Genomic DNA, 26,150 nt, shown 5'->3' on the forward strand with positions numbered 1-26,150 from the left:
CACTGCTCCACTGCTCCGGGTACCTCATTTTATCCCATTGTCGCTAAAGTGACAATTTGAATCAATCCTTGTTGCTACATTTCCACATTCATTAACTTTATAAGGCAATCTTTTTTGAAACCCTGATCTATGGCCAAAGCCGCCGCCAACAAGAAGCCTGATATCTTACATACAATTTCCGAAGCCACATCCGGACTGGTAGGGAAGGATTTGCTGGAAGAGCTTTGTCGCAATTTTACCCGTGCATTGCATATGCAGTTTGCGCTGATCGCGGAATGTAGTGAGGAAGACAGCACCCAGGTGAGGACCCTGTGCATGGTCAACGGCGATTCCGTCATGGATAATATCGAATATGACACTACTGGCCGCCCCTGTGAACTCATCCTGCAGGGAAAAGAAATTTTTGTACCAAGGGATGTCTATAAAAAATTCCCGGAAGCCCGGGGCATTGAAGCAGCTACTGGTGTACCCATCCATAGCTCCGTGACGGGCAAGATTATCGGCCACATCATTATCTCCAATTTACAACCGATTACCGAAGAAAGTAATCAAACTACGATTCTCAAAATTTTCGCTTCCCGCATCGGCGCCGAAATTGAGAGGATGAAAGCCGAAAAAAAACTGGAGAAAAAAAATGCGGAACTCCACCAGCGATTATACGAAATTGAATTGTATGATACCACGTTAAAAAATCTCCGGGAACAAGTGTACTGGTTGGACAGCGATGGAAAGTTTATCCGGGTAAATGCTGCCGTCTCCAAAGAAACAGGATACAATGAAGGCGAACTGCATACAATGACCGTATTTGATATCAACCCTGCATTAACCCGGGAAGAATGGGATGCGCATTGGAAAGAAACAAAGCAGCTTGGCCACCAGGTGCTGGAAACAGAACACCAATCAAAAGATGGCCGGCGCTACCCGGTTGAAGTGACCAATAATTTTTTGGAGCATGATGGCCATGAGTACTTCTGCAGCACGGTAAGAGACATTCGTCAAAGAAAAATGGAAGAGGAGCTGCTGCGCACTGTTTCAGAAGCCACTTCCGGATTGACCGGTGAAGATTTTTTAGTAGAACTGGCCAGGCATATCACCATCACGCTAAAGATGCGTTATGCATTAATTACCGAGTGTGCCAACGAAGAAAAAACAAGACTGCGAACTCTATGCTATGTTGATGGCGAAAAAATCCTGGATAATATAGAGTACGATACGGCCGGCATTCCCTGCGAAATCATTATGACGGGAAAAGAATTTTTTATGGCCCGTGATGTGCAATTGAATTATCCCAAAGAAAAAGGAATTGAGTCAGCTGTTGGCGTACCGATCTACAGTAGCAAAAGCGGCGAGATCATAGGGCATATTCTTGCACTGGATCCCCAACCGGTAACCACCGAAAAAAACCAAACTTCCATTCTGAAAATATTTGCAGCCCGTATCGGCGCCGAAATGGAAAGAATGAAAGCCGAAGAAAAATTAAAAATCGCTAATGCCGAATTACAGATATTGCTGAAAGAAAGTGATCAACGCTACCGTGATCTTTTTGAAGAAGCACCTATTGCCTATGTTCATGAAGGGCTCGATTCAAAATTTATCAAAGCTAATCGTGCCGCTTTGCGCATATTGGGTGTAAGACCGGACGAGGTCCCTTATACATATGGAAAGACATTGGCGCCCGATACGCCGGATGCACAGCGAAGATTGAAAGAAGCTTTCGACTCTATCGGCAGAGGCACCGATACGAGTGGCGTTGTTCTCGAACTGAGACGAAAAGACAATGGCAAGCCAATCTGGATACAGTGGTGGTCAAACCCTGATGCAGGCGGACAATTTACCCGCACCATGTTTGTCGATATCACCGACAAGGTGTTGATGGAACAGGAACAGGCCAGGCTGCAGGCGCAGAATAAATACCTGCAGGAAGAAATAAAGCTTACGTACAATTTTGAAGAGATCATCAGCAAGAGCAACAACTTTCAAAAAGTATTACAACAGATCGAGCAGGTGGCATCCACCGATGCCACGGTTTTGATCTTGGGTGAATCGGGAACCGGCAAAGAATTAATTGCAAGAGCTGTTCATAATGTGAGCAACCGGAGCAAGCGGCCATTGGTAAAAGTAAATTGTGCTACGTTGCCGGCTAACCTGATCGAAAGTGAATTGTTTGGTCATGAAAAAGGCGCTTTTACCGGCGCCATGGAAAGAAAGATCGGCCGTTTTGAACTGGCTGATGGTGGTTCTATTTTTTTAGATGAAATAGGTGAATTGCCGGTTGAATTACAGGCCAAACTGCTCCGGGTATTGCAGGAAGGAGAGTTTGAAAGATTAGGTAATCCAAAAACAATGAAGGTGAATGTACGGGTGATCGCCGCCACCAATCGCAACCTGCAACAAGCCATTGAAAAAAAAGAATTCCGGGAAGACCTTTATTATCGCCTGAATGTTTTTCCGATCATTTGTCCTCCGCTACGAAAAAGAAAAGAAGATATTCCATTATTGATAAAACATTTTTGCCAAAAACATGAAGGCAAGATCGGCAAGAAGGTTACCAATGTACCTGCCGATGTCATTGAAGCGCTGATGACTTACGATTGGCCGGGCAATATCCGTGAGTTGGAAAACATCATTGAACGGGCCATGATACTAAGCCGCAATGGTTCGCTGGAGTATGGCGATTGGATACCCACAGAAAAAATAGACGACTCAACCAACGGCGTCACTGCTACCACCGCAAGATTGGAGGATGTAGAGAAGGAACATATTATCGAAATACTCAAAAAAACAGGCTGGAAAGTAAGTGGTGAAAAAGGCGCGGCAAAAATATTAGGTCTCAATGCCACCACCTTGGAAGCAAGAATGAAAAAGCTGGGAATAAAACGAGAGACACATAATCTTTAACGGGCAATATACCCCGACATCACTCATATTATTGAACATTGAAAATTGAGCATCGACCATTGAAAATTTTCTTTATCTCTACATTTCAAATTGGTTCGAGGCTTAGTGATTACCGATGCCAAATGCAAGCAGGATAAAAATAATGATCCCCACAAATCGGAGGGTGTATATCGGTGTCATAAAAAAAATTTGAACCCTGTTCCCTTTTCTCAGGCCCTTTGTCGTTCATGGCCGTTGATCAGTTTTACATAGCGTTTATTCGCCTTCAGCATTTCAAGACCATCTGTCATTTTCATATAGGGCTTTTCCAGGAGACGGTGATTGATACGGCTGATCCGGGATAAGATGTTCCAATGTCGGATAATTTCTTTCCAGGCAAAAAAGATGCTATGCCCCGGGTCATACATATGTGTAGGTTCGCTACCGGCGCCGTTTAGTTCTATGATTGAAAAATTTTTTCCTTCCCTCAATTCTTCCAGGGTATTGTAACGAATATCCAGGCGACCAAAATAAAAGCCCTCTACCTGTTGACAAACTTCGTCAATCACTCCGCGGAGTTTCTCGTCTGCCAGGTGACTTGAATCCAAAAATTTAGCACCCCGAACGTGGTTGCCATAGGGCACCAGCAGGAATTTTTCGCCATGTGGCAACACCTCATTTAATTTTCCACCATAGGTTTTTCGCAGCACATCCAGTTGGAGCACATATCGTTTTTCTTTTCGTAGTAATGTTTCAATACTCGAAATGCCGTCACCGGTAACAGATAAAAATTCTTTTTCTACAATGCCGGAAATATGACCCCGGGTTTGGTCCGGATACCGATAATAAAAAATCCCCAACTCATTTTCATACGGTACAAACTCCTGAACCAAAAAATCAACTTTTGAATACGATGCATAAGCAAAGAGTTCGCTGGCATTGTGCAACTTTTTGACGGCCTTACCCTGCATGCCAATATCGGGTTTACCTACCAGTGGAAACCGGAGCTGCTGTTCGCTGATCGTAAGTAAAATATTTTCTTCGCTGGCACCAGCCTTAAACAATATGGTTTTAGGATAATAATTCCCTGGTATCAGATCGTAGATCGCCTTTTTAGATTCCATCAGGAAGCCCCCATTGATGATCGATGGATTTGCCGTATTGAAAAAAAAGAAAGAGCGGGACCTGGCGCAAAGCATCAGCCAGTAAACATAAATGGGTCCATACACCACATGAAAGGGCCAATATTCCCAATGCATCAGGCGTATAAAAAAAGGCCGGTGTAAAATTTTTCGGATCATACCATTTCCATTGTGTTGAGAAGTTCAATCTTGCGTTCTGTTGTACGATTGTTTTTTATGTCAATATATTTCATGCTGGCCCGGTCGCTTGTTAATAAAATATTGGTGATACTTACTGTTGAAAACATACCATCTCTTTCCATCAGCAGGTTATTATCCGAATCTCCATCACCGGCAAAATGATGAAACTCCAGGATATCTTTCTGTGTTGGCTCTCTATGACGTTTTAAAAAATCAGCGAACCATTTTTCTCTTTTCCTTATTGTATCACCGTCGTATAAAGTCACAGAAGACCAGATATAGGGCCGGTGTTTTTTTAACTGCTTGCTGTACTTGTCAGTGCCATCCCACCTGCATTCGTGTAAATGATGCTTGTCGAGAATAATAATAGTAAACGGCTCGATTCCTGATAAATCAACCTCCTGGAAATGTAAAACCGGTTTTTGGGCAGCAACAATGGTCAAAAAAGCCTGGCCACGACTCTGCCTGTAGGGCGGAGCTGGCTCATGCTTCTCAAATGCACCGTTCAATAAAACGGCGGTACTACCATTTTCATCCAGAGCAATCCAGCTTCCACCGGCATCCGCATCTTTGGGAAAGATGAGTTTTCGCTGGTTGATCTCATAAACCACTGGTGCTATCGCGGTGCTGCGGCTATATTTCTCATCCCGGTTAGAAGTGATGAAATATGTTTCCCTGCACGGTATATAGGTCACTGTGCACATTGTTTCCTGAATTTTATAGTCGAGTAAGCAACACCAAAATCCTGTGGCAGTTGAATCGCTGAAACTTCGTTGATGCCTACCCGGATCAGTGCCATGTGATGGATGGTATGTTCCAGGTTATAGGCTATTTCCCTGTAATAGTTGCTGGGGATAGCAATCACTGTTTCGCTATCCTCATAGTCTTCCGCTTCCATCACCAGGTCAATATTCGGTCTGTCGATCCGGTGATAAATGTCTTTCAGCAATTCGGCCGCGATACCCTTATTCGTTTCGATCTGGTAATCTCTTTTCCTTTTTTCATAATTCACCACGCCGGTTTCGTAACCTTTTTCCAGGCAAAGAAACAGTTCAATAATGTGCCGCACATGTTGCCCGATGCTGGCATTAAATAATATTTTGCTCGGTTGTGAATATTCGGCATCCGATAATTGGTGCAGCGATTCTGACAACTGGACAAATACATTTTGGATGGGTTGTTTTAGCAGCATACCAGGAAGTTTTTGGTTTAAGTTTTTTTGTTTGCCTCTCGCAAAACTGATTTTTTTATTTGTCGATTCTTCATCTTTGCTACTTCAACTCTGCACTGCCGAACAGATGATTATATCGTTTGCAATGAATCAATGCATATTTAAACTGAGTAAAATCGGGACTTCCCGGAATGAGGTACAATTGATTGCCCCTGGTGGATTGCAAACCTCCCAGGTCAATGAAATTTACCGGTTGCACTTCTTTTGAGATATAAACATGAAGGTCGGGTCCATTGGAGATAGACATATTGGTTAAAGCAAGCACCAGGGAATCATTCTTTCTATAGACAGTTGCCATACCCGATACAGAACCATACGGCCCGTTCATGAAGTTACCGTTATTCTGTGGTATTGCAATCGTAGTGTCCACGTTATTATCCAAAGGAATCTCGGGTGTATTTTCTTTTACACAGGCACCTAAAAAAAGGACTGTACACAGTATCGTCATTAAAATCCACTTCATATATTCATATATTAATTGTCCTATTAAAAACTATTTTCAAAATATTATTCAGCTCTTTTTTGTAAATGATCATTAAAGCAATACAGCTTATAAAAACCAGCAATGCATAAATAAATAACTGGCCGCCGTCGCCTCGTACCGCAATACCCAACTTTGCCAGGTGAAAGAACAGGGCGCCTGCCATCAGTCCTGCGCCCAGGGCCGCTCCAATAAAAGTTGTCCTGGGATACAAAATGAGCACGGAAGCTATCAGCTCCAGTACGCCCGTGCCAATTCGGCCCCATGGTTCCATGCCCAGCGTAGAAAAAATATATATTGATTCTTCAGCACCGGAAAACTTAAAAAATAATGTTTGTAAAAGGATCAGGGAGGCAAGTATTCGCAAAGCCCATATCCCGGCGATAGTCCAGTTCATTGATTGTGGTATTGAATGATTAATGATAGATTTTTTTCCAGTTCTTATCCGCTTCGGTCTTCAGGTGTGCTTCATCCTTATTCCAGCTCTTCAGCGTATTGTTGAGAAAGCTATTGTAAAAAAGATAAAGCTTACCGTTGACGATCTTATATGTGGCGGGGTCTACACTTACTTTTTCTCCCTTTGCACCCATAGCATAGGCGCACCAGCCGCCATATTCCGGTTCGTAACGTCCTGGTATTTTTTTAAACTCCTCTTTGTTTTCAGCGGAAGCAAAATAATAGATCACTCCCTGGTGGCTGACCGCAAATTCTTTTTTGCCTTTAACAGCCTTGTTGTTTTTGAAATAAGCTACAGGATCATAACCCTCTATTGCAATGTTATCCTCCAGGTTAAACTGCTTTTTACGCAGCGCAGAGGGATCCTGGCCAAAAATGGAAGAAAAAATGGCTGCCAGGATCAGTGTGAAATAAATTCGTTTGTTCATGTCTGATTTTTATTTCTCAAAACTAGCAATCGTTGTTCCCGTCTGCTGTCGGCTGATTGACAAGCCCCGGATTTTTAGTTGTTAAATGAATTAAGAGCTGAAAGACAAATCATATATCTAATACGATTTTTTTAGTCCCCGGGATTTCCGGTTGTAGAACTAAAAAAAATCCTCCCAACAGGGGCTCCCAATATTTCAGGACAAATCCCAAAATGTTGGGAAAAACAGGGCGTAGTTGGCCTGGATAAATTTTCCGGAAAAAATCCTGAAATCATTTGCAGTAAAGGATTTCAGGAAATCTGTCGAAGCATACATTTTTTTCTGGCACGCCGGTTGGCTAATAGCCATAGTCAAAACAAAAACGCATGAATAAAATGATCACCAGGAAAGCCTTCAAACAGGAAGTAGTCAACAGCACCGGATTAACATTGGTACAATTTAAAATAGAATGGAACGGCGCCTGCCAAATCATTTCCCCGATCTATGAAGAGCTGGCAAAATCTTATAAGGGACAAGCTGATTTTTATACCGTGGATGTAGAAAAAGAAACCGGTATCGATCGTGAATATGGTGTAATGGAATTTCCCACCATTCTTTTTTTCCGCCGTGGCGAAGTAATCGACCATGTAACGGGTCTTACACCCAAAAATGTAATGATCTCTAAAATTGAAAATGCATTAACCACTTACTAAATATTTATTGAAAATCTTAAAACCACTTTACCATGTCTGACGAATTGAAATATTTTTATCTGAAGAATCATCCATTACTGGCTTCTTTACCAGAACAAAAATTACAGGCTGCCGCCTCGCTGGCAAAAATGAAAATCGTGTACCGCGGTGAGGTCATCGGCTATGGCGAAACAGGTTTTACCAAAATACATTTCCTCGTAAAGGGAAAAGTCAAGATCACTGATAGCGGCGCTATGGAAAATGAATTGATAAAAGATATCCTTACTGAGCCGGACATCTTTGGTGATCTTGGACTGGAAGGTCATCTTAGCAGCGATGAGTGTGCTGAAGCATTAACTGCTAATACAGTCATTTGCACGTTTCATGTCAGCGACTTCAGGCGCATACTGGAAGACAACCCACAGATGGTACTGAACTATGCTAAAAAAGTAACCAGTAAATTACAACGCCTGGAAACCCGTCATGCCGACCTGGTTTTCCTTGATACAAAAGACAGGCTGATACGCTTTATAAAAAACTGGGCCCGCACCGATGGCAACCGCAAGGGCGATAAGATCATCCTCAACAATTATCTTACACATAGCGATATCGCCGGCTTTATTGCTACTTCCCGACAAAGCGTAAATATGCTGTTGAATGAACTCCGCAGTTCCGGTCTTTTGTGCTACAATCGCAAATCAATTGAATTGAATAACCCTGTTGCGTGGAACTAAAAGGGAGATGTGAATAGTGAGAAGTGAGAAAAATTAGCAAGCAATATTGTTAGGAATGTAAATAACACGACAGCGGATCTGTTCATATGGTATTAGTTTTACGTTGACAAGTGATGAGAAAAAAGAAGGTAGTAAGTAACATCCCTGCCCCAAAAATTACACCCCGTGATCCCGTTTACTACACTATCGAATGAGTGAGCAGATTTTCAGGTAAAGAACTTCCCTGTTCTCAGCATTCACTACTCAACACTCACAATTCCTATTTCGTAGTTAAAATAAATCGAATGACCCCGGTATGCTTATACTTCAAAGTGCATCAACCTTATCGTCTTAAAAAATACGAGGCGAAGGATATTGATGCCTGTCATTGCTATGAAGACGCCGCCGCAGACGAGGAAAACATCAACCGGCTGGCTGATGAATGTTGGCTGCCGGCCAATGAAATTATCTATGATCAAATCATAAATCACAATGGCAGGTTTCGCTGCAGCTTTTCAATCAGCGGTACGGTGCTGGAACTTACTCATAAGTACAGACCCGATGTAATAGACTCGTTTAAGCAACTTGCCACTACCCGGTGCGTGGAATTTACTGCAGAAACCTATTATCATTCTTTAAGTTCGCTTTATTCCATGGCTGAGTTTCAACGCCAGGTTCAAAAACACTGTAACCTTATCAATGAACTGTTTGATATCGACCCAATAATTTTCAGAAACACAGAGTTGATCCATAATAACCGGATCGCCGCTTTGGTAGCCAGCATGGGATTCAAGGCTATTTTATGTGAGGGAGTGGAAAGAATATTGAAGGGTCGTGACTGCAACCAGGTATATGCAGCTCCGGGTAGTGAAGACCTGTACCTGTTGTTGCGCAATGCAACATTATCCGATGATATTGCTTTTCGTTTTGGCGATCCAAACTGGTCAGAACATCCACTGACCGCCGATAAATTTGCTGAATGGCTGCATCATCATCCTGAGGATACCCGTGTGATCAATCTTTTTATGGATTATGAAACGTTTGGCATTCATAAAAAAAAGGAAACGGGCATATTTGATTTCCTGGCTTCATTGCCGGCCGCGGTATTAGCAAACGACAATTTTATTTTCTCCACTCCTGCCGGGATAGTCGAAGAAAAATTCCCCGGGGGATTGTATGATGTTCCGCAAACCATATCCTGGGAAGATCGTGCGGATAACAGTTGCATATGGTGCGAGAATGTGATGCAAAATAATACACTGAAGAAAATTTACAGTATCGAAAACCTGGTACTGCAGTCAACCGATAAACAGGCGGCTGACACCTGGGGCCGTTTGCAATCGGCAGACTATTTCTATTATATGGCTGATGACAGCCGCAAGGAAGGTGCTGCCAAATATGTTACCGACTGCAGTGCCAAAGAAGTATTTCAACATTATACCAACCTGGTAGCAGATTTTGAAATCTCATTGATCAAAAAAGTAATCGAAGGAAAAAAGAATTCCTCCAGGCATATTCCTTTCAACATTCTAAGCAATTAAAGTCAATAAAAATAAAATGAAACAAAAACTAGACGGACAGGTAGCGATCGTAACAGGCGCCAGCAGCGGCATTGGTGCGGGCTGTGCCAAAGAGTTGGCAAAAGCCGGCGCTACAGTCGTAGTAAACTACCCGGTTGCTTCTACCAAAGCAATGGCGCAACAGGTGGTGGATGAGATAGCCGCCAATGGCGGAGTGGCTATCAGCTACCAGGCAGATGTGAGTAAAGAAGCAGATGTTCAACAAATGTTTGCCGATGTGATCGGCCAGTTTGGAACGGTAGATATACTGGTGAACAATGCCGGCTTACAAAAAGATGCGCCATTTACGGAAATGACATTGGATCAATGGAACTTTGTGCTGGGCGTTAACCTTACGGGGCAATTCTTATGTGCGAGGGAAGCCATCAAAGAATTTTTGCGCCGCGGGGTCAATGGTAAATCAAAAAGCGCCGGAAAAATTATTTGTATGAGCAGTGTGCACGAAGTAATTCCCTGGGCGGGTCATGCCAACTACGCCGCCAGCAAAGGCGGTGTAAACCTGATGATGAAAACCATTGCACAGGAATTTGCCCCGAAGAAAATCCGTATCAATTCCATTGCTCCGGGTGCTATCGCAACACCCATCAATCATGATGCATGGGATACCGCGGAGCATTTACAAAATTTGCTAAAGCTGATCCCGCAAAAAAGAGTGGGGCAAGTGGAAGATATTGGTAAAGCGGCCGTGTGGCTGGCCAGTGATGATGCTGATTATGTAAATGGCACTACGTTGTTTGTTGATGGTGGTATGACATTGTATCCGGGGTTTGAGGATAATGGGTGAAGCGGCCCCTCTAAATCTCTCCGCCGCGGCGGAAGACTTGCAAAACACAGCCCCTGCCTACCGGACAGGCAGGCTTGCTTTTCGGCGACTTAAAAAATTATCCGGGTCTTCGAAAATGTTGAATAGAGAGATAATGATGATGTGGTAGCTATAAAGTTTGGATTAGTAATGAAGTTCCGCTCCCTCTCTTTGGGAGAGGGAGAAGGAGGGTGAGGCCGAATAGCGAACAGGAAGTACAAGTGTGCGACCCCGAGTTCCGTCGCTTCGCTCCTCGTCGGCAGGCGCAACTAAACTGAATAGAATAACTGAAGCCGGCTCCATAAAAATAAAAAATCATTTATCATGAATGCCGAAGAAAAAAGATTGAGCGAGGTTTACTCCTCCCACACTGGGGGAGGTCGGGAGGGGGCCTGGAAAAAATGGGGACCCTATCTCAGCGAACGTCAATGGGGTACCGTACGGGAAGATTATAGTGAATATGGAAATGCATGGGGCCATTTTCCGCATGACCATGCAAGGTCGAGAGTATATCGCTGGGGCGAAGACGGCATTGCCGGTATCAGCGATGAAATGCAGCGCATTTGTTTTGCACTGACCTTGTGGAATGGAAAAGATCCCATATTGAAAGAAAGATTGTTTGGACTGACGGGCAATGAAGGTAATCACGGCGAGGATGTGAAAGAGCTCTATTATTATTTGGATAGCACACCGACCCATTCCTATATGAAGCACCTGTACAAATATCCGCAGGCTGAATATCCCTATGCAGACCTGGTAAACACCAACCGCAACCGGTCACGGTATGAACCGGAATATGAATTGTTGGATACCGGCGTTTTTAACGGAGGCAAATACTTTGATGTATTTACAGAATATGCAAAAAATAATGCAGAAGATATTGGCATCCGCATTACTGTTCACAACCGCGGTAGCGAAGATGCTTATATAGCTTTGTTGCCCACTTTGTGGCTGCGCAACCTGTGGAGTTTTGGGTTGATGAAAAAGAAACCATCAATCCGGTTAGCTGAGTTAACGAATGAACATGGTACAGTAACTATTACGCATGAACAAAGTGGTCACTACCACTTTTATTTTGAAAAGACTGATCATTGCCTGTTTACGGATAATGAAACCAACACGGAGCGATTATACGGTCAGCCCAATCCGTCTCCTTTTGTAAAAGATGCTTTTCATCATGCTGTCATCCATAAAAATTTCGATTGGTTGCAGGAAAGAAAAGAAGGCACCAAATTTTCTCCTGTTTATGAATTCAATATTCCCGGCCACTCATCCGCTTCTATTCATTTGCGTTTGACAAAAGAAGAATTAAAAGAATCACCGTTTGGAAAAAAATTTGATGAGCTGTTTCAACAACGAATGGAGGAAGCGGATGAGTTTTATGCAGGCATTACGACAGCGAGCGACAAAGACCTCATCAATATCCAGCGGCAGGCTTTTGCCGGTATGCTTTGGAGCAAACAGTATTTTAATATTGATATACCCCGATGGTTAAATGGCGATCCCGGCCAGCCAGCACCACCGGAGTCAAGAAAGACAGGTCGCAATCATCACTGGCACACCCTCAATAATGAAGACATTATTTCAATGCCCGACAAATGGGAATATCCCTGGTACGCGGCATGGGACCTGGCTTTTCATTGCGTGCCACTCAGCATGATCGATCCGCAATTTGCCAAAGAACAGTTGATTCTTTTTTTGCGGGAATGGTATATGCATCCCAATGGTCAACTACCCGCTTACGAATGGGCCTTTAGTGATGTGAATCCGCCGGTACATGCCTGGAGTTGTTTGCAGGTGTATAAAATGGATAAGACAAAAACAGGAAAGCCCGATATTGAATTTTTAGAAAGAGTATTTCAAAAACTGCTGATCAATTTTACCTGGTGGGTGAATCGAAAGGATCATAAGGGCAATAATGTTTTTGAAGGCGGATTTTTAGGCCTGGATAATATTGGTGTGTTTGACCGCAGCAATATGATACCCGGTGGTGGCACACTGGAGCAGGCAGACGGAACCAGTTGGATGGCGATGTACTGCCTGAATATGCTGGAGATGGCGTTGGAAATTGCGCAGCACAATCCCAGCTATGAAGACGTGACCACCAAATTCTTTGAGCACTTCGTTTACATTGCAGAATCGCTTAACCGCATTGGAGAGAATTGGACCGGCGCCTGGGATGAAGACGAAGGATTTTTCTATGATGTGCTTTCATTACCGAATGGACGGTATGTTCCATTAAAAGTGCGAAGCCTGGTAGGCCTGTCAACTTTGTTTGCTGGAATGGTGCTCAAAAAAGATTTGCTGGAAAAACTACCCGATTTTCATCGCCGGTTGAAATGGTTTCAACGTTACCGGCGGGACAATGACCAATATCTCGTCATTGAAGAATTAAAAAATCATGATGACATCTTGTTATCCCTGGTACCAAGGCAAAGACTGGAAAAATTATTGAAAGCATTATTAGATGAGCAGGAGTTTTTGAGCAAAGCAGGCATTCGCTCCATTTCCAAACTGCATGAAACACCCTACTCCATAGATATCGATGGACAACAGTTTGGCCTGAATTACCAGCCGGCTGAAGGCAACAGCAATTTATTTGGTGGCAACAGCAACTGGCGCGGCCCTGTATGGATGCCCATGAATTATCTACTAGTCAACGCTATTAACCATTATGCTGAGTATTACAAAGATGAGCTGACAGTTGAGTTGCCAACCGGGTCAGGCAATCAAATGAATTTGCAAAAAGTGGCGGACGACATTTCAAAACGCCTGGTTTCTATTTTCCGTCAAGATGAAACAGGACACCGACCGGTTAATGACTATTTCACTATTTATCGTGATGATCCGCATTTCAAGGACCTCGTCCTTTTCTATGAATATTTCCATGGTGACACGGCAAGGGGTGTGGGAGCTTCGCATCAAACAGGATGGACCGGTGTGGTAGCTGAGTTAATCAATAGGATCAGTGAACCTCTCCCTCGTTCTTTGTCCGAAGGAGAGGGAGGCCAGGCAGCGGTTAAACAATCATCTGTTGTCCTAACACATCAACTGTAGTTCTCTTCTCATCGTTAAAATTTAAAAAATGAAATCCTTTGGTGATTTTCAAAAAGGTTTGGAGGCGGCCGAGTGGCTGGAAACAAACGGGCTTGGTGGCTGGTCGGGATCATCCATTACCGGCTGCAATACCCGCCGCTATCATGGCTTACTGGTAGCTGCCATCGTGCCGCCCACAGAAAGGATGGTTTTACTTTCCAAACTGGATGAAACTATTGTTACCGGTGACAACAGAATTGAATTAGGAACAAATCTTTACGCCGGTGATATTATTCATCCAAACGGTCATCATTATCTCGTCAGCTTCAGCAAAGAAATTTTTCCCGAATGGATGTACGAGGTAAATGGTATTCGTTTGAAAAAGACAATCGGGATGATACGCGACGAGAATACTATCGTTATTCGTTATGAAGTGTTGGAAGCAACAGATCCGTTCACCATGGAACTCTTACCGCTTGTTGCAGCAAGAGGATACCATTCACTGCAGCAAGCCGGTCCCCAAATGCATTGGGATGCTGACTTTAATAATGGATTGTTGCATGTAATGCCCGATGGCAAAACAAATTTATATCTTCAATTATCCGGTTCTGTTTACCAGCATTCACCACGATGGTTCAACCATTTTCAATACAGCGTAGAGCAATACCGCGGACTGGATTACACCGAAGATCTTTTCAATCATGGAATTCTTTCCGTCTCATTACAGCAGGGTGATTCGGTGAGTATTATTGTATCAACTGAAAATCCAACAGATCGTAATGCAGATGAAATGATGGAAAAAGAAAAGCAGCGAAGAGAATTACTACTCACTAATCAACCGCATGACGAAACAATAAAGCAACTGGTCCTTGCTGCTGATCAATTCATTGTAAGACGCAAAATACAAATAGCGGAGTCTTCGCAAGTCCCCTCCACGGGAGGGGATTTAGAGGAGGCCGCCACCATCATCGCCGGTTATCATTGGTTTACTGATTGGGGACGTGATACCATGATCAGCCTGCCAGGCCTTTGCCTCAGTACCGGACGTTATGAAGATGCCAGGAAAATTTTATTGGCCTTTGCCAGGAATACAAGCCGTGGCATGCTGCCCAACCGCTTCCAGGATAATGGTGAAGAGCCGGAATACAACAACGTAGATGGAACGCTGTGGTATTTTGTAGCCATCTACAAATACCTGCAGGCTGCCGGGGACAAGGAGTTTATCTTAAAAGAAATATTACCGGTACTAAAAGAGATCATTGACTGGCATTTCAAAGGCACGAGGTATAATATTAAAGTGGACACCGATGGTTTGTTGTATGCAGGAGAAGAGGGACAACAATTAACCTGGATGGATGCGAGGATCGGCGACTGGGTAGTGACCCCAAGAATGGGCAAAGCCGTGGAGATACAGGCCCTCTGGTACAATGCCTTAAAAATATTTGCGGAATTATTACGACTCAATCAACAGGAGCATGACGCCTTTGTGGTAAACGGTAGCGCTGAAAAAGCCAAAGACAGTTTTATCCGTCAATTCTGGAACGAAACAGGAAATTACTTGTACGATGTCATTGATGAAAACGGTGAAGCAGATGCAACTTTAAGACCCAATCAACTATTGGCGATCAGCCTGCCCTTTGCTTTGATCGAAGGAGAAAAAGCCAGGTCAGTACTACAGGTGGTGGAAGAAAAATTGTACACGCCTGTTGGTTTAAGAAGTTTACCGGCTGAAGATATTCATTACGTACCGAAATATGGCGGCGACCAATGGCACAGGGATTCAGCGTATCACCAGGGTACTGTGTGGAGCTGGTTGCTGGGGCCTTACGTAGATGCATTGATGTCTGAACCGGGATTTGTGGGATTAGATGGATTGATGGGAAAAAGCAAGGCCAAAAAAATAATCGCAGACTTTAGTCATCACCTGGCGGAAGGATGTATTGGTTCCGTGTCTGAAATATTTGATGCTGAACCGCCGCATCATCCAAGGGGCTGTGTGGCCCAGGCCTGGGGTGTGGCAGAAGTGCTGAGAGTGATAAAGGAATATGGATTGTATAAAATGGAAGAAATAAAAAAGAAAATGGAATTGGAGGGAGCATAAAAGTAAACTATTGCCATACATAAAGTTGCATAAATAATCGTTGTTACTGGGTTAGCGAGCAATTATTTTACTTTTGTCCACCATTCACCATTCACGTACTGATAGGCAACAATACCTTGATCGTCGGTCATGAAAATTTTTGCAATAGAGTTAGAATCTTCTTGCTCTGCATAATTATAAGGTCGAAACGAGTAATAATTTGAAAATGAAAAGTCGTTAACAATCACCGTATCCTTGTTATGGCGAAAGGGTTCACCTGGGTTTATCCCGTAAAAGTCTTTTAGTCTTAAATTGAAATATATTGAATCTTCATCAGGATATTTCGTTATCAAAATCAGGTTATAGTCATCATATCCTCTTCTTGAATTTGTTATTTCATGACAAGCGATTGAAATGTCTTTATACTCTCTTGCATTCATAAAGAAGCCTCGCTCATTATGTAATGAAGAATCGATCCGCAAAATCAGGTAGAGAGCAAGATTTCTTTTGCTGTCCTTGAATTTCAATGTATCGCCCGCTTTGTAAGAAGCTATTAAATCTCTGTGGAGTTTGGGAATTGCGTACCTCTCTGCTGGATATTTCCTCCAACCGCATGAGCACAAGAAACAGATAACTGAAATTATGATGGCTGATCGCATATCCAAACTTAACAATTATCGAATATCATTCATAAAGAAACAAACTCATTCCGTCCACAATGTTCCCATCGAATACGTTCTCGCATGCCCGGCAATCAATACCCGGTCTCCCTTATCCTCACAAAATAATTTGCCGCCCCGCTCAGAGAGCTGGCGGGCTATCATTTTTGTCTTGCCCAATCTCTTGCTCCAATAAGGTATCAGGCTACAATGCGACGAACCCGTAACCGGGTCTTCAAAAATGGAAGCCTGTGGTGTAAAAAAACGGGATACAAAATCGCATTGCTCACCTTTGGCCGTAATGATGATTCCACCAGGATCGAGGTTAACCTGGTCCAACACCTGCCTGTTTATTTGAATCTCCCGGATCGCCTGTTCGCTTTCATATACGAGCATATAATCCCTCGACAACCAGGTTTCCGTAGGTTGTATACTCAACGAAGCTTGAATGATAGCCGGCAATGCTACCCGCGCCGGCATCCGCGACGGAAAATCCATCGTGTACAGTTCATTTGCTATCGTCACCTGCAATTCACCGCTTTTCGACTGAAAAATAATATTGTCACTCTCCGGCGAAAGATGTTGTTTTAAAACATGAGCGGTCGCCAGTGTGGCATGGCCGCAGAGATCCATTTCGATCTCCGGGGTAAACCATCTTAATTCAAATGCATCGCCAGAAGGTATAAAAAAAGCGGTTTCCGGAACAGCGTTTTCTTTTGCAATCTTTAGCAGCAGTTCATCAGGCAACCATTCATCCAGCGGTACGACGCAAGCTGGATTACCGCCAAAGATGGCATCCGTAAAAGCGTCAACCTGGTAGTAATTTAGTTTCACGTTCTATTTGTTTATCGTTCCTTTTTGATTGCTCAAACAATATTATTCAACTTCGCATATTGTAAAAGCATAATCGTTTTCCCGTCTTTGATCTCACCGTTACCGATCATGTCAAAGGCCTCGTCCATCGGCAGCTCCAGCACTTCAATATCTTCCTGCTCATGTCCCATCCCGCCGCCATCATGCACTTTCATCTGCGGTGAATATTCCGCGATGAAAAAATAGATCAGCTCCGTTACCGAACCCGGCGACATATAGGCTTCAAATATTTTGCGGACGTCCGATACTTTATAACCTGTTTCCTCTTCGGTTTCCCGGCGGATGCAATCTTCCGGGTTATCCTGGTCCAGCAAACCGGCACAGGCTTCGATCAGCATGCCGGTTTCATTGCCATTGATAAAAGTAGGCAGGCGAAACTGGCGGGTCAGTATCACCGTTTTCTTTTCTTTATTATAAAGCAGGATGGTGGCGCCATTGCCACGGTCATAAGCTTCCCGTTGCTGTGTTTGCAGGTCGCCATTGGTTTTTTGAATTTGATAAGTGAGTTTTTTGAGCGTATACCAGTTGCTGGAAAGAATTTCAGTGCTAATGATCTTTACTTTTTCATTCATCAGGAAGGTTTATTTATAGTTGCAGGGTTAAGCAGTGCATTTAAAAGTTTCACTAACTGCCAATCTATGTTTTCTCTATGCCTATGTGGCAACAAATTTGAACCACAATAGAAACACAGGCACATAGATATAAACACATAGCTATTCTTATAACGAAAATTGGAAATGCGTCAATCAAAATTTACAACCATGTAATTTATGATTTTGTTCTAACCTTTCACGCTATAAACCCGCCATCCGGGAAAATTAAATTGACAGTTGCTTTTAAGCCTATCCCTTATCCTTTTTATCCTTTACACCCGGCCAGTTCCTGTCAGCCTTTTCAATTCTTTGTTGCCGGTCCTTGTTCCACTCCTCTCTTACTTTTAAATTATAATTGAGATAAAGTTTTCCCTTCTCAATAGTCCATGCATCAGCAGAAGTAGGCGCCTTATAGCCATTCGATAAACCATAGGCGCAATAACCACCGTATTGCGGCGCATATTTTCCAGGATCTGCTTTAAACAACTCCAGGTTTTCCGCCGAAGAAAAATACCAGTTGGCATTGTTCCATTGGTAAACGAGTTTATCATTTCCTTTCACGGCTTTGCTTTGGGTAAAATAAGCAACAGGATCATAACCGCGGATCGCTTTTCCGGATTCAATAAACGTAGCAGATGTCTGGGCTTTCAATGAAAGATTAGACATAAGGGCAAGGATGAGTAACCATTTAATCTTCTTCATACAAACGAATTTTGGTCAAAGTTGTCACCCGCTCCCGGCGCTAACTGTAAAGCCACCGACAGATTTTCTATTTTCTATTATTAAAAAAACCGCAAGTAATAGCTTGCGTCATTTTCCCGACAAAGATTTTCTTGTTTTCACCTTCTCTTTGTATCACAAACATTGAACATGGTCAATCATTATGATATCATCATCATCGGTACCGGCAGCGGTGGCAGCACCATGGCTTATAAACTGGCGCCGACCGGCAAAAAAATATTAATACTGGAAAGAGGTGGCTTTATTCCCAAAGAAAAACAAAACTGGGATCCGCATGAAGTGGTAACACTCGGCCGCTATCGTCCCAAAGAAGATTGGTATGACAAAGATGGAAAGCCTTTCAAACCCTATATCCATTATAATGTTGGTGGCAACAGCAAAATGTATGGCGCTGCTTTATTCCGCTTCCGTGAATCCGACTTTGAAGAAGTACAACATTATGGCGGCTCTTCACCGGCCTGGCCATTCGGTTATCCTACTCTGGAAAATTATTATACCCAGGCCGAGCAGTTATACAGTGTTCATGGCAAAAGAGGTGTTGATCCCAGCGAGCCACCTGCCAATAGTGAATATCCCTTGCCGCCGCTGCCCTATGAGCCATTGATCATGGACCTGGAAGAAAAAATGAAAACCCTGGGATTAAAACCATTTCCCCTGCCAATGGGTGTGCGGTTACCACAGGACTATACCGAAACGGAAGCGCCATTGGTATTGGAAAATTTTGATGGCTTTCCTGATCTCACCGACAGCAAAGCCGATGGACAGGTAAGATGCCTGCGTCCCGCACTGATGAATAAAAATGTTACGCTGCTTACGCATGCCTATGTAGAAAAACTGGATACGAATGAGGAGGGAACTAAAATAACCAGGGTGATTGCCGATGTAAAAGGCGAACGCATTGTATTTAATGCCGGCATGGTGATCGTGGCTTGCGGCGCAGTAAACTCAGCTGCATTGTTATTGCGTAGTGCCAATGCAAAACATCCAACGGGACTGGCCAATTCATCTGACCAGGTGGGAAGAAACCTGATGTTGCATCACAATGGCTGCCTCGTGGCTTTTACCAAAAAGAAAAATGATTGTGTCTTTCAAAAAAGTTTAGGGCTCGCCGATTTTTATCACGGCGCTGATGACAGCGAGTATCCGCTGGGCGAAATACAATTGATGGGAAGAAACGATCCCGATACTATTTTATGGATGGGTGAAACATTATTCCCGGGAAAAACTTATGAGGAACTCAAAGAGATGAGTATTGATTTTTGGTTAACTGCGGAAGATCTTCCCAACAGGGATAATCGTGTCACTCTTCGGGATGATGGAAGCATCCAGGTGAATTACGCCCGGAATAACTACACCGCTTATGAACGATTAAAAGAAAAATTGAAAATCATTTTTGAAAAACTGGGTGAAAAAGATGCGGATTATAAAGATGTCAAATGGGGTGGCTATGACCTGGACATTAGCGGCATGAGCCATCAGAATGGAACACTTCGCTTCGGCACCGACCCCTCGTCATCTGTATTGGATATAAATTGCAAAGCGCATGACCTGGAAAATCTCTATGTCGTAGATGCGAGTTTTTTCCCAAGCTGCGGTGCTTTTAACCCGGCCCTCACGATTGCGGCCAATGCACTAAGAGTCGGTGATCATATCATCAACAATGTACTTAACAAACATGCAAACAAAACAGAAAAGCAGACGGCCTTTAAACGAGTCCTTTCTTAACGCTCTCTCATAACAGTTGGTTTGGTTTGGTTAATCGCCCCTGTCCCACCGAGGGATATGGGGCTTTCTTAAAAAATGATGGAAGAAATTGCAAAAACAATAACGGTTTGTATCAGTCATGGACTGGAAATAATGGCAGCGGCAATAATTGGCATCGCTGTTTTAAAATTATTATACCATTATGTGGGTTTTAATTTTAAAAAAAAGTTTTTCAATAATCCTCCTCAGCGGGCAGGTTTAGAGGGGCTTAGAGTAAGATTTGGCAGTGCAGTGGCTGTATCCCTGGAATTGTTGTTGGGCGCTGACGTATTAGCCACTGCTATTGCACCAAGCTGGGATGATATCGGCAAATTGGCGGCCATCGCTATATTGAGAACCGCATTGAATTATTTTTTGGGGAAAGAATTAAAAGAGATCGGGATAGCAGGTAGTGAACAGCGAGTGCTAAGTGGACAGAAATAGTCCCGAAATAATCTTCACTTTTGAATTTTCACTTTTCACTAATTCGACATTTACAACGCTCCTCTCACAACTTCCTTTAACCAGATTCAAGTACAAAGAACATAGTCTTAAAAGCTTCAATGCTAAAATTGTCTATCTTTTCAAGGCCATGCGTTTATTTGAATTTGAAGACCTCGATTGGTTTCCCAATTTTTTAAGGGAGAGCATGACCGACTACTTACGGTTCATTCTTAATGCTGTTAATTTTTATTATCCTGCCACAACGCTTATCAAAGAAGGCCTTGAAAATGCCGAACATTTTACAATTATTGATTTATGTTCCGGGGGTGGCGGCGCAATTAAAAAAGTTCAAGAAAATTTCTACAACACTTATTCCCTCAGTTTACCGGTAATCTTAACCGATAAATTTCCAAACGTTGAAGCATTCTATTTGCTTAAAAAAGAAAGTAACGGAGATATTGGCTTTGCCGATCACCCCGTTGACGCCATGAACGTGCCACCGGAGTTAAAAGGATTAAGGACCATTTTCTCAGCTTTCCATCATTTCGATAGAGACCAGGCAGGGTTGGTGTTGCAGGATGCTGTAAAAGCCCGCCAACCCATTGCTGTTTTTGACGGTGGTGATAAAAATATTTTTGCGGCATTGGGGATTATCATTTTTCACCCGGTTATTTTTTTTCTTTTTACTCCATTTTTCAGGCCATTCAGATTTTCCAGGATCATATTCACTTACCTGGTTCCGCTTATCCCACTTTGCACCATTTGGGATGGAGTAGTTTCTATCATGCGGTTATACAAACCGGCTGAGCTGTTAAGGATTGCCAATTCTGTCAATAATCATTCTTTTACATGGAAGGCGGGGAACCTCAAAAACAAATTTGGAATGAAAGTGACTTATTTGTTGGGCTATCCCAAAATGAGAACTTAAGTCAATTACCCGACAGCATCGCCCTTTACTATTTCTTCTCTTTGCATCATGAGAGCAATGCCCATACAGGTGTTGACCGGCACAACCGGCATGAAGCAGCTAAAAGCCGCTTTCCGGAAAAACCGGAAGCATTACCTGCAGGAGGCATTAGGCCTCGCCATCTTTATGGTCTTGGCTTGCTTTTTTAATGCGATGATCTTTTCAGAAAAAAGTAAATGGCATAATGCTATCCCTGGTGAAATGGCGAAGAATGTGTTGATGGGATTGATCATGGGATGTACGGCACTGTTTATTTTTTATTCTCCCTGGACAGCGCCAAGCGGTTCGCAGATCAATCCTGCCGTTACGCTTACTTTTTTACGACTGGATAAAATGTGCCGCTACGATGCCATGTTCTTTGTCATCTTTCAATTCATTGGTGGCTTGGCAGCAGTTTTTATCATGCAGGCATTGATGGGAACTATTTTAACCGATCCGCCGGTGAATTCATCCGTTACCATTCCGGGCAAATGGGGACCAGGCTATGCATTGCTCACAGAATACATCATTGCCTTTATCACGATGAGCATGGTACTATTCACTTCGCATCATGAAAAGTTGAAAAGATATACCCGGATCGTTTCCGCTATCCTGGTTTGCTGCTGGGTAATAATTGCCGGACCCATCAGCGGCTTTGGTATGAACCCGGCCCGCAGTTTTGCAACGGCACTGCCTTCCGGCATTTGGACATCTTTTTGGATCTATCTCTTTATTCCTTTTGCAGGCATGTTAGCAGCCGCCGAAGTTTTTCTCTTCATCCGGCGAAGAAAGAACCCTACAAAACCTTCCGCCGCCGAGGAAAGGCTTAACAAGAGTCATTACGAAATGAGTCACTAAATAATATTGAAATGAACCGAAGAATATTATGCGTCTTTGCTTTAATCAAAGCTATTCTTATTTCCATTGTTTCTCTTTCACAGGTGAGCAAAGTGGAAGCGATTGGAATGACGGTAAAGGACATGGATCGTTCTGTGCAATTTTATACTGAAGTATTGGGTTTTAAAAAAATCAGTGATACGGAGCGGAGTGGCGAAAAAGTTGAAAAGCTAAATGGCCTGTTTGGGTTAAATGCAAGAGTGGTTCGCCTGCAGTTGGGAGATGAATTCCTTGAGCTGACAGATTACCTGACCACCGGTGGCCGCAGCATTCCCGAAGATGCCAAAAGCAATGATCTTTTTTTTCAGCATATCGCTATCGTGGTAAGTGATATGGAAAAAGCATATCAGCAATTAAAGAAATATAAGGTGGAACATGTATCCACTTCGCCGCAAACATTACCCAAATCTATACCTGCGGCTGAGGGCATCAAAGCATTTTACTTTCATGACCCCGATAAGCACAATCTGGAACTGATATTTTTTCCAAAAGGAAAAGGTCTTGCAAAATGGCAACAAAGAAACGGTAAACTATTTCTCGGCATCGACCATACTGCCATCGGGGTAAGCAATACCGAAAACAGTCATGTCTTTTACAGGGACATCCTGGGCATTGAACGAAAAGGTGATAGCTGGAACAAGGGTGTAGAACAGGAGCACCTCAACAATGTAGAAGGAGCATCATTGCATATTACCGGTTACCGTGCCGCACAAGGACCGGGCATTGAGTTTTTGCAATACCTCGTGCCTGGACCCGGCAAGCCTTATCCCGCAGATTCAAGAACCGATGATGCCTGGCATTGGCAAACTGAGCTGATCGTGATGGATGCAGAAGCATTGTACAATAAATTCAAAACCATCCATGCAAAATTTGTTTCAGAAGAATTGATACAACAGCATGTCAATGGTGTACAAAGCAAATCCTTTATTGTCCGTGATCCGGATGGACACGCCATTCAAATAAAGGAATATTTCTCTAACAATTGAACATTGAAAATTGAACATTGAGCATTCATTTAGTAGAAAAAGAAATGTTCTCCCGATAGCTATCGGGATCAATGCTCAACGCTCAATGTCCAATTAAAAAAACGACAACAATGAAAAGAATATTCTCGCTACTGACTCTTGTAACCATCATTTCAATCCAATCAAATGCCCAGGGCTGCAGCGATGCCGGTGTTTGTACACTGCATTCTATCAAAAACAATGCGGAAGCCCATAAATCAAAAGAGGGAAAGAAAAATGATATTTCAATTGGCTTTGCCTTTGGCAAGGGTGAACGGTCAACCGATAACTATACCGGCTACGTTGAGTATACCAGGAGTATAACCGACCAAACATCCGTAACGGGAAAACTGGGCTATTCATTTATCAATGGAGAATTAGCCAATACCAATGGCTGGACCGACTTGTTTCTTTCCGTGAACCATGCTTTTGACCAGCAGGCCGGCAAGAAAGACGCCAATAAAAAATGGCAGAAATCTTTTGTAGTAGGTTTGAAATTGCCCTTAGATGGCGCTGATATGGTAAAGAATGGTATTCACTTACCCATGCCCTATCAAACCAGCCTGGGTACGATTGACCTGGTGCTGGCGTTGAATTATAACCGGAAAAATTTTGGCGCCACCCTGGCATTGCAACAGCCGCTGAAAGCAAGCAATGAAAATAAATTCCTGCCGGGTGATTACCCGGCTACACCACTCACCTTAAAGTATTGGCCAACCAATGAATTTGAACGAAGAGGAGATATTGTTGGAAGAGTTTCTTATAGCTTTGAAATAAACGAACGATTTTCGATACGGCCAAGCCTGTTGGGCATTTATCATTTGGGCAATGACAGCTATGCGGATGACAATAAAACCAGGCGGAAGATTTATAATTCTCTCGGGCTTACGCTGAATGGAAATGTATTCGTTGATTACCACCTGAAAAATGGAAATGGTTTTGAACTTTCAATTGGTGCGCCATTTGTCATAAGAGATCAACGCCCTGATGGGTTGACAAGATCGTTTGTGGCAAGTTTGGAGTACCAGTTTAGCTTTTGAAATCAATCAGGCGACATCGTCTTTCAAGGTCTTTATTGAATTGACTAGAAATGCTTTTGCTTTTTGCTCCTCTTATATGTCAAAATCGTCCTGAAGACCCGGTCAGAATTTGGCAGTTTCTGCTAACGAACAGGTATTGCTGTACTTCTGCTGTATCGCCAAATAAAATACCATGTAATTAAAATTTGAAAAAGAACAATTGATGGAAGGATAAAAGGATATTGTTCAAAAGGCTTCAGCATATCGCCATGAGCTAACATTATGGGCAAGTCACTAATATTAAACACAACAATGACTGTGAGTAATGCTTTGCTGCCTCTAAAATACCACCAACAAAATATTCCATACATAAACTCAATCGTAAAATTCAAAAGCGGATAATCAATAATTCCCAAACCCCAAACGGGTGTATCTGAAAATGGTGAAAGGCGAATGTCCTTTTCGTGAAATATCATGTCAATGATGATATGCGATAAGACACCAATTGAAAAAGCAATTGCAAGTTTTTGGTTTTTGTAGGCCCAATTGATAATGGCAAATGAAATGAATGCTGCCACTACACCTGAAAATACAGAGTGGGAATAAGGCAGAAAATCAAGATGCAGTTTTCCGTTTGAAACGGAAAAATGCTCCCAACCGAGGTAATTAAAAATTACCCAAAATATTTCTACCAACTGAACAGAAACCAGCAATAGTAATACAGGGGCTGTTGGCTGCTTTTTCTTAATTAACAAGGCTGTTGCCGCATGATTTATTGCATACATAAAGTGTGATTTTTTATGTGCAAAGATGCAACGGCTATTTTCTGTATGCTTGTATGATTTGGCTATTCTTTAAAAGTGTGGAAGGGTTGAGACCAAACATTCTCTTGAAAGTTCTGTTAAAGTGGGGTGCGTCGGAGAAACCTCCTTCTAATGCCGCCTGTGTAATATTTTTTGTAGTAATCATTTCTTGCAATGCAATTAAAAGCTTTCTCCACAAAATATATTTCCGGATTGGTATTCCAACCTGGTCAGTAAATAAATGAATGAGACGGTTGGGTGAAATAAACACTTTGCTTGCAAGGTCATTAATTTTTATGGGAACATCATTTTGCTGATTCAATAGTTTGAGGACATCTAAAATACGGTCATCAAAAATTCTTGTTTCTTCTGTGTAAGAAAGTGCATGAAGAAATTGCTGTGTGATTGAAAAAATTTCATTGCTGTGTTGTGTCCCTTTCAATTCATTTTTTAATTTGCCAATAAATTCAGAAGCTTTTTCAGCTGACAATTCTGCAATTTTTTGATTTGCGAGATAAATTTTTTTTAAAGCGATTCCAATTTTAGTTTCAGGAGCAATGTTTAAGAGCAGAAATGTATTGTCATAAGTTCTGCACTCATGCGGTTGGTCTGAATCAATAATTGCAGCTTTGAATTTGAATGATGAATCAGGCAGGTTTATTTCAATTGCTTCATCAAAACTAATAGTAATTTGAACTGCATGGTGGTCGTGTATGGAAGTATCAACGGCTTTACCAATGTACATAAACTG

General features: G+C 42.7%; 25 protein-coding genes. 13 read left to right on the plus strand and 12 right to left on the minus strand.

Annotated features, from left to right (window positions below):
- The first annotated feature begins 129 nt into the window (after window positions 1-129).
- A complete protein-coding gene (locus ACFEL9_RS03370) occupies window positions 130-2,898 on the plus strand; it encodes a sigma-54-dependent Fis family transcriptional regulator (protein WP_385886122.1) in 2,769 nt (922 codons plus the stop codon).
- A gap of 209 nt (window positions 2,899-3,107) precedes the next feature.
- Here ACFEL9_RS03370 and ACFEL9_RS03375 read toward each other — a convergent pair whose 3' ends face one another.
- From ACFEL9_RS03375 to ACFEL9_RS03400, 6 genes are all read right to left on the minus strand, one after another.
- Window positions 3,108-4,178, minus strand: a complete 1,071-nt coding sequence (locus tag ACFEL9_RS03375; protein WP_385886123.1) for an ATP-grasp domain-containing protein — start codon at window positions 4,176-4,178, stop codon at window positions 3,108-3,110.
- Complete coding sequence (locus tag ACFEL9_RS03380; RefSeq protein ID WP_385886125.1) at window positions 4,175-4,903, minus strand: NRDE family protein; 729 nt, start codon at window positions 4,901-4,903, stop codon at window positions 4,175-4,177. Before ACFEL9_RS03380 ends, ACFEL9_RS03375 begins: the two co-directional genes overlap by 4 nt.
- A complete protein-coding gene (locus ACFEL9_RS03385) occupies window positions 4,891-5,391 on the minus strand; it encodes a DinB family protein (protein WP_385886126.1) in 501 nt (166 codons plus the stop codon). Before ACFEL9_RS03385 ends, ACFEL9_RS03380 begins: the two co-directional genes overlap by 13 nt.
- A gap of 79 nt (window positions 5,392-5,470) precedes the next feature.
- A complete protein-coding gene (locus ACFEL9_RS03390; RefSeq protein WP_385886128.1) occupies window positions 5,471-5,893 on the minus strand; it encodes a DM13 domain-containing protein in 423 nt (140 codons plus the stop codon).
- A 4-nt stretch (window positions 5,894-5,897) separates the two neighbouring features.
- Entirely contained in the window at window positions 5,898-6,308 is a 411-nt protein-coding gene (locus ACFEL9_RS03395) for a DoxX family protein (RefSeq protein ID WP_385886130.1), read from the minus strand.
- A gap of 19 nt (window positions 6,309-6,327) precedes the next feature.
- Window positions 6,328-6,795 carry a YHS domain-containing (seleno)protein gene (locus tag ACFEL9_RS03400; protein WP_385886131.1) on the minus strand — a complete coding sequence of 156 codons (468 nt, stop codon included), beginning with the start codon at window positions 6,793-6,795 and terminating at the stop codon, window positions 6,328-6,330.
- 365 nt (window positions 6,796-7,160) lie between these two features.
- On the opposite strand from ACFEL9_RS03400, the gene ACFEL9_RS03405 reads away from it, so the two are divergent.
- From ACFEL9_RS03405 to ACFEL9_RS03430, 6 genes are all read left to right on the plus strand, one after another.
- Window positions 7,161-7,487: a thioredoxin family protein gene (locus ACFEL9_RS03405; protein ID WP_385886133.1), complete on the plus strand. Its 327-nt coding sequence runs from the start codon at window positions 7,161-7,163 to the stop codon at window positions 7,485-7,487.
- A 32-nt stretch (window positions 7,488-7,519) separates the two neighbouring features.
- A complete protein-coding gene (locus ACFEL9_RS03410; protein ID WP_385886135.1) occupies window positions 7,520-8,200 on the plus strand; it encodes a Crp/Fnr family transcriptional regulator in 681 nt (226 codons plus the stop codon).
- Window positions 8,201-8,484: 284 nt separating this feature from the next.
- Window positions 8,485-9,720 (plus strand): glycoside hydrolase family 57 protein, encoded by a 1,236-nt coding sequence (locus ACFEL9_RS03415; RefSeq protein WP_385886137.1) that lies wholly within the window; start codon window positions 8,485-8,487, stop codon window positions 9,718-9,720.
- 16 nt (window positions 9,721-9,736) lie between these two features.
- Window positions 9,737-10,543 (plus strand): SDR family oxidoreductase, encoded by an 807-nt coding sequence (locus ACFEL9_RS03420; protein WP_385886138.1) that lies wholly within the window; start codon window positions 9,737-9,739, stop codon window positions 10,541-10,543.
- Window positions 10,544-10,885: 342 nt separating this feature from the next.
- A complete protein-coding gene (locus ACFEL9_RS03425) occupies window positions 10,886-13,618 on the plus strand; it encodes an MGH1-like glycoside hydrolase domain-containing protein (protein ID WP_385886140.1) in 2,733 nt (910 codons plus the stop codon).
- A gap of 28 nt (window positions 13,619-13,646) precedes the next feature.
- Window positions 13,647-15,698 carry an amylo-alpha-1,6-glucosidase gene (locus ACFEL9_RS03430; protein ID WP_385886142.1) on the plus strand — a complete coding sequence of 684 codons (2,052 nt, stop codon included), beginning with the start codon at window positions 13,647-13,649 and terminating at the stop codon, window positions 15,696-15,698.
- 62 nt (window positions 15,699-15,760) lie between these two features.
- Here the strand turns inward: ACFEL9_RS03430 and ACFEL9_RS03435 are convergent, their stop codons facing one another.
- From ACFEL9_RS03435 to ACFEL9_RS03450, 4 genes are all read right to left on the minus strand, one after another.
- Window positions 15,761-16,204, minus strand: coding sequence for a hypothetical protein (locus tag ACFEL9_RS03435; protein WP_385886144.1), 444 nt, complete (start codon window positions 16,202-16,204; stop codon window positions 15,761-15,763).
- 177 nt (window positions 16,205-16,381) lie between these two features.
- On the minus strand, window positions 16,382-17,170 hold the full coding sequence (locus ACFEL9_RS03440; RefSeq protein WP_385886145.1) for a PhzF family protein: 789 nt from the start codon (window positions 17,168-17,170) through the stop codon (window positions 16,382-16,384).
- A gap of 32 nt (window positions 17,171-17,202) precedes the next feature.
- Window positions 17,203-17,781 carry a GDP-mannose pyrophosphatase NudK gene (gene nudK / locus ACFEL9_RS03445; protein ID WP_385886147.1) on the minus strand — a complete coding sequence of 193 codons (579 nt, stop codon included), beginning with the start codon at window positions 17,779-17,781 and terminating at the stop codon, window positions 17,203-17,205.
- 270 nt (window positions 17,782-18,051) lie between these two features.
- The gene (locus ACFEL9_RS03450) at window positions 18,052-18,504 is read right to left on the minus strand and encodes a YHS domain-containing (seleno)protein (protein ID WP_385886149.1); all 453 of its coding nucleotides are present in this window, start codon (window positions 18,502-18,504) and stop codon (window positions 18,052-18,054) included.
- Between the two features lie 168 nt (window positions 18,505-18,672).
- On the opposite strand from ACFEL9_RS03450, the gene ACFEL9_RS03455 reads away from it, so the two are divergent.
- From ACFEL9_RS03455 to ACFEL9_RS03480, 6 genes are all read left to right on the plus strand, one after another.
- Window positions 18,673-20,268, plus strand: coding sequence for a GMC oxidoreductase (locus ACFEL9_RS03455; RefSeq protein WP_385886151.1), 1,596 nt, complete (start codon window positions 18,673-18,675; stop codon window positions 20,266-20,268).
- A gap of 75 nt (window positions 20,269-20,343) precedes the next feature.
- A complete protein-coding gene (locus tag ACFEL9_RS03460) occupies window positions 20,344-20,730 on the plus strand; it encodes a DUF1622 domain-containing protein (RefSeq protein WP_385886153.1) in 387 nt (128 codons plus the stop codon).
- A gap of 148 nt (window positions 20,731-20,878) precedes the next feature.
- Window positions 20,879-21,658: a hypothetical protein gene (locus ACFEL9_RS03465; RefSeq protein ID WP_385886155.1), complete on the plus strand. Its 780-nt coding sequence runs from the start codon at window positions 20,879-20,881 to the stop codon at window positions 21,656-21,658.
- A 48-nt stretch (window positions 21,659-21,706) separates the two neighbouring features.
- Window positions 21,707-22,534 carry an aquaporin gene (locus ACFEL9_RS03470; RefSeq protein WP_385886157.1) on the plus strand — a complete coding sequence of 276 codons (828 nt, stop codon included), beginning with the start codon at window positions 21,707-21,709 and terminating at the stop codon, window positions 22,532-22,534.
- Window positions 22,535-22,545: 11 nt separating this feature from the next.
- Window positions 22,546-23,559 (plus strand): VOC family protein, encoded by a 1,014-nt coding sequence (locus tag ACFEL9_RS03475; RefSeq protein ID WP_385886159.1) that lies wholly within the window; start codon window positions 22,546-22,548, stop codon window positions 23,557-23,559.
- 110 nt (window positions 23,560-23,669) lie between these two features.
- Window positions 23,670-24,617: a hypothetical protein gene (locus ACFEL9_RS03480; protein ID WP_385886161.1), complete on the plus strand. Its 948-nt coding sequence runs from the start codon at window positions 23,670-23,672 to the stop codon at window positions 24,615-24,617.
- A 122-nt stretch (window positions 24,618-24,739) separates the two neighbouring features.
- Here the strand turns inward: ACFEL9_RS03480 and ACFEL9_RS03485 are convergent, their stop codons facing one another.
- Together ACFEL9_RS03485 and ACFEL9_RS03490 are read right to left on the minus strand one after the other, a co-directional pair.
- Window positions 24,740-25,381: a hypothetical protein gene (locus tag ACFEL9_RS03485; protein ID WP_385886163.1), complete on the minus strand. Its 642-nt coding sequence runs from the start codon at window positions 25,379-25,381 to the stop codon at window positions 24,740-24,742.
- Between the two features lie 34 nt (window positions 25,382-25,415).
- Window positions 25,416-26,144, minus strand: coding sequence for a helix-turn-helix transcriptional regulator (locus ACFEL9_RS03490; protein WP_385886164.1), 729 nt, complete (start codon window positions 26,142-26,144; stop codon window positions 25,416-25,418).
- Window positions 26,145-26,150: the final 6 nt, after the last annotated feature.

The organism is Terrimonas alba (assembly GCF_042434975.1).
Classification (GTDB): Bacteria; Bacteroidota; Bacteroidia; order Chitinophagales; family Chitinophagaceae; genus Terrimonas_B; species Terrimonas_B alba.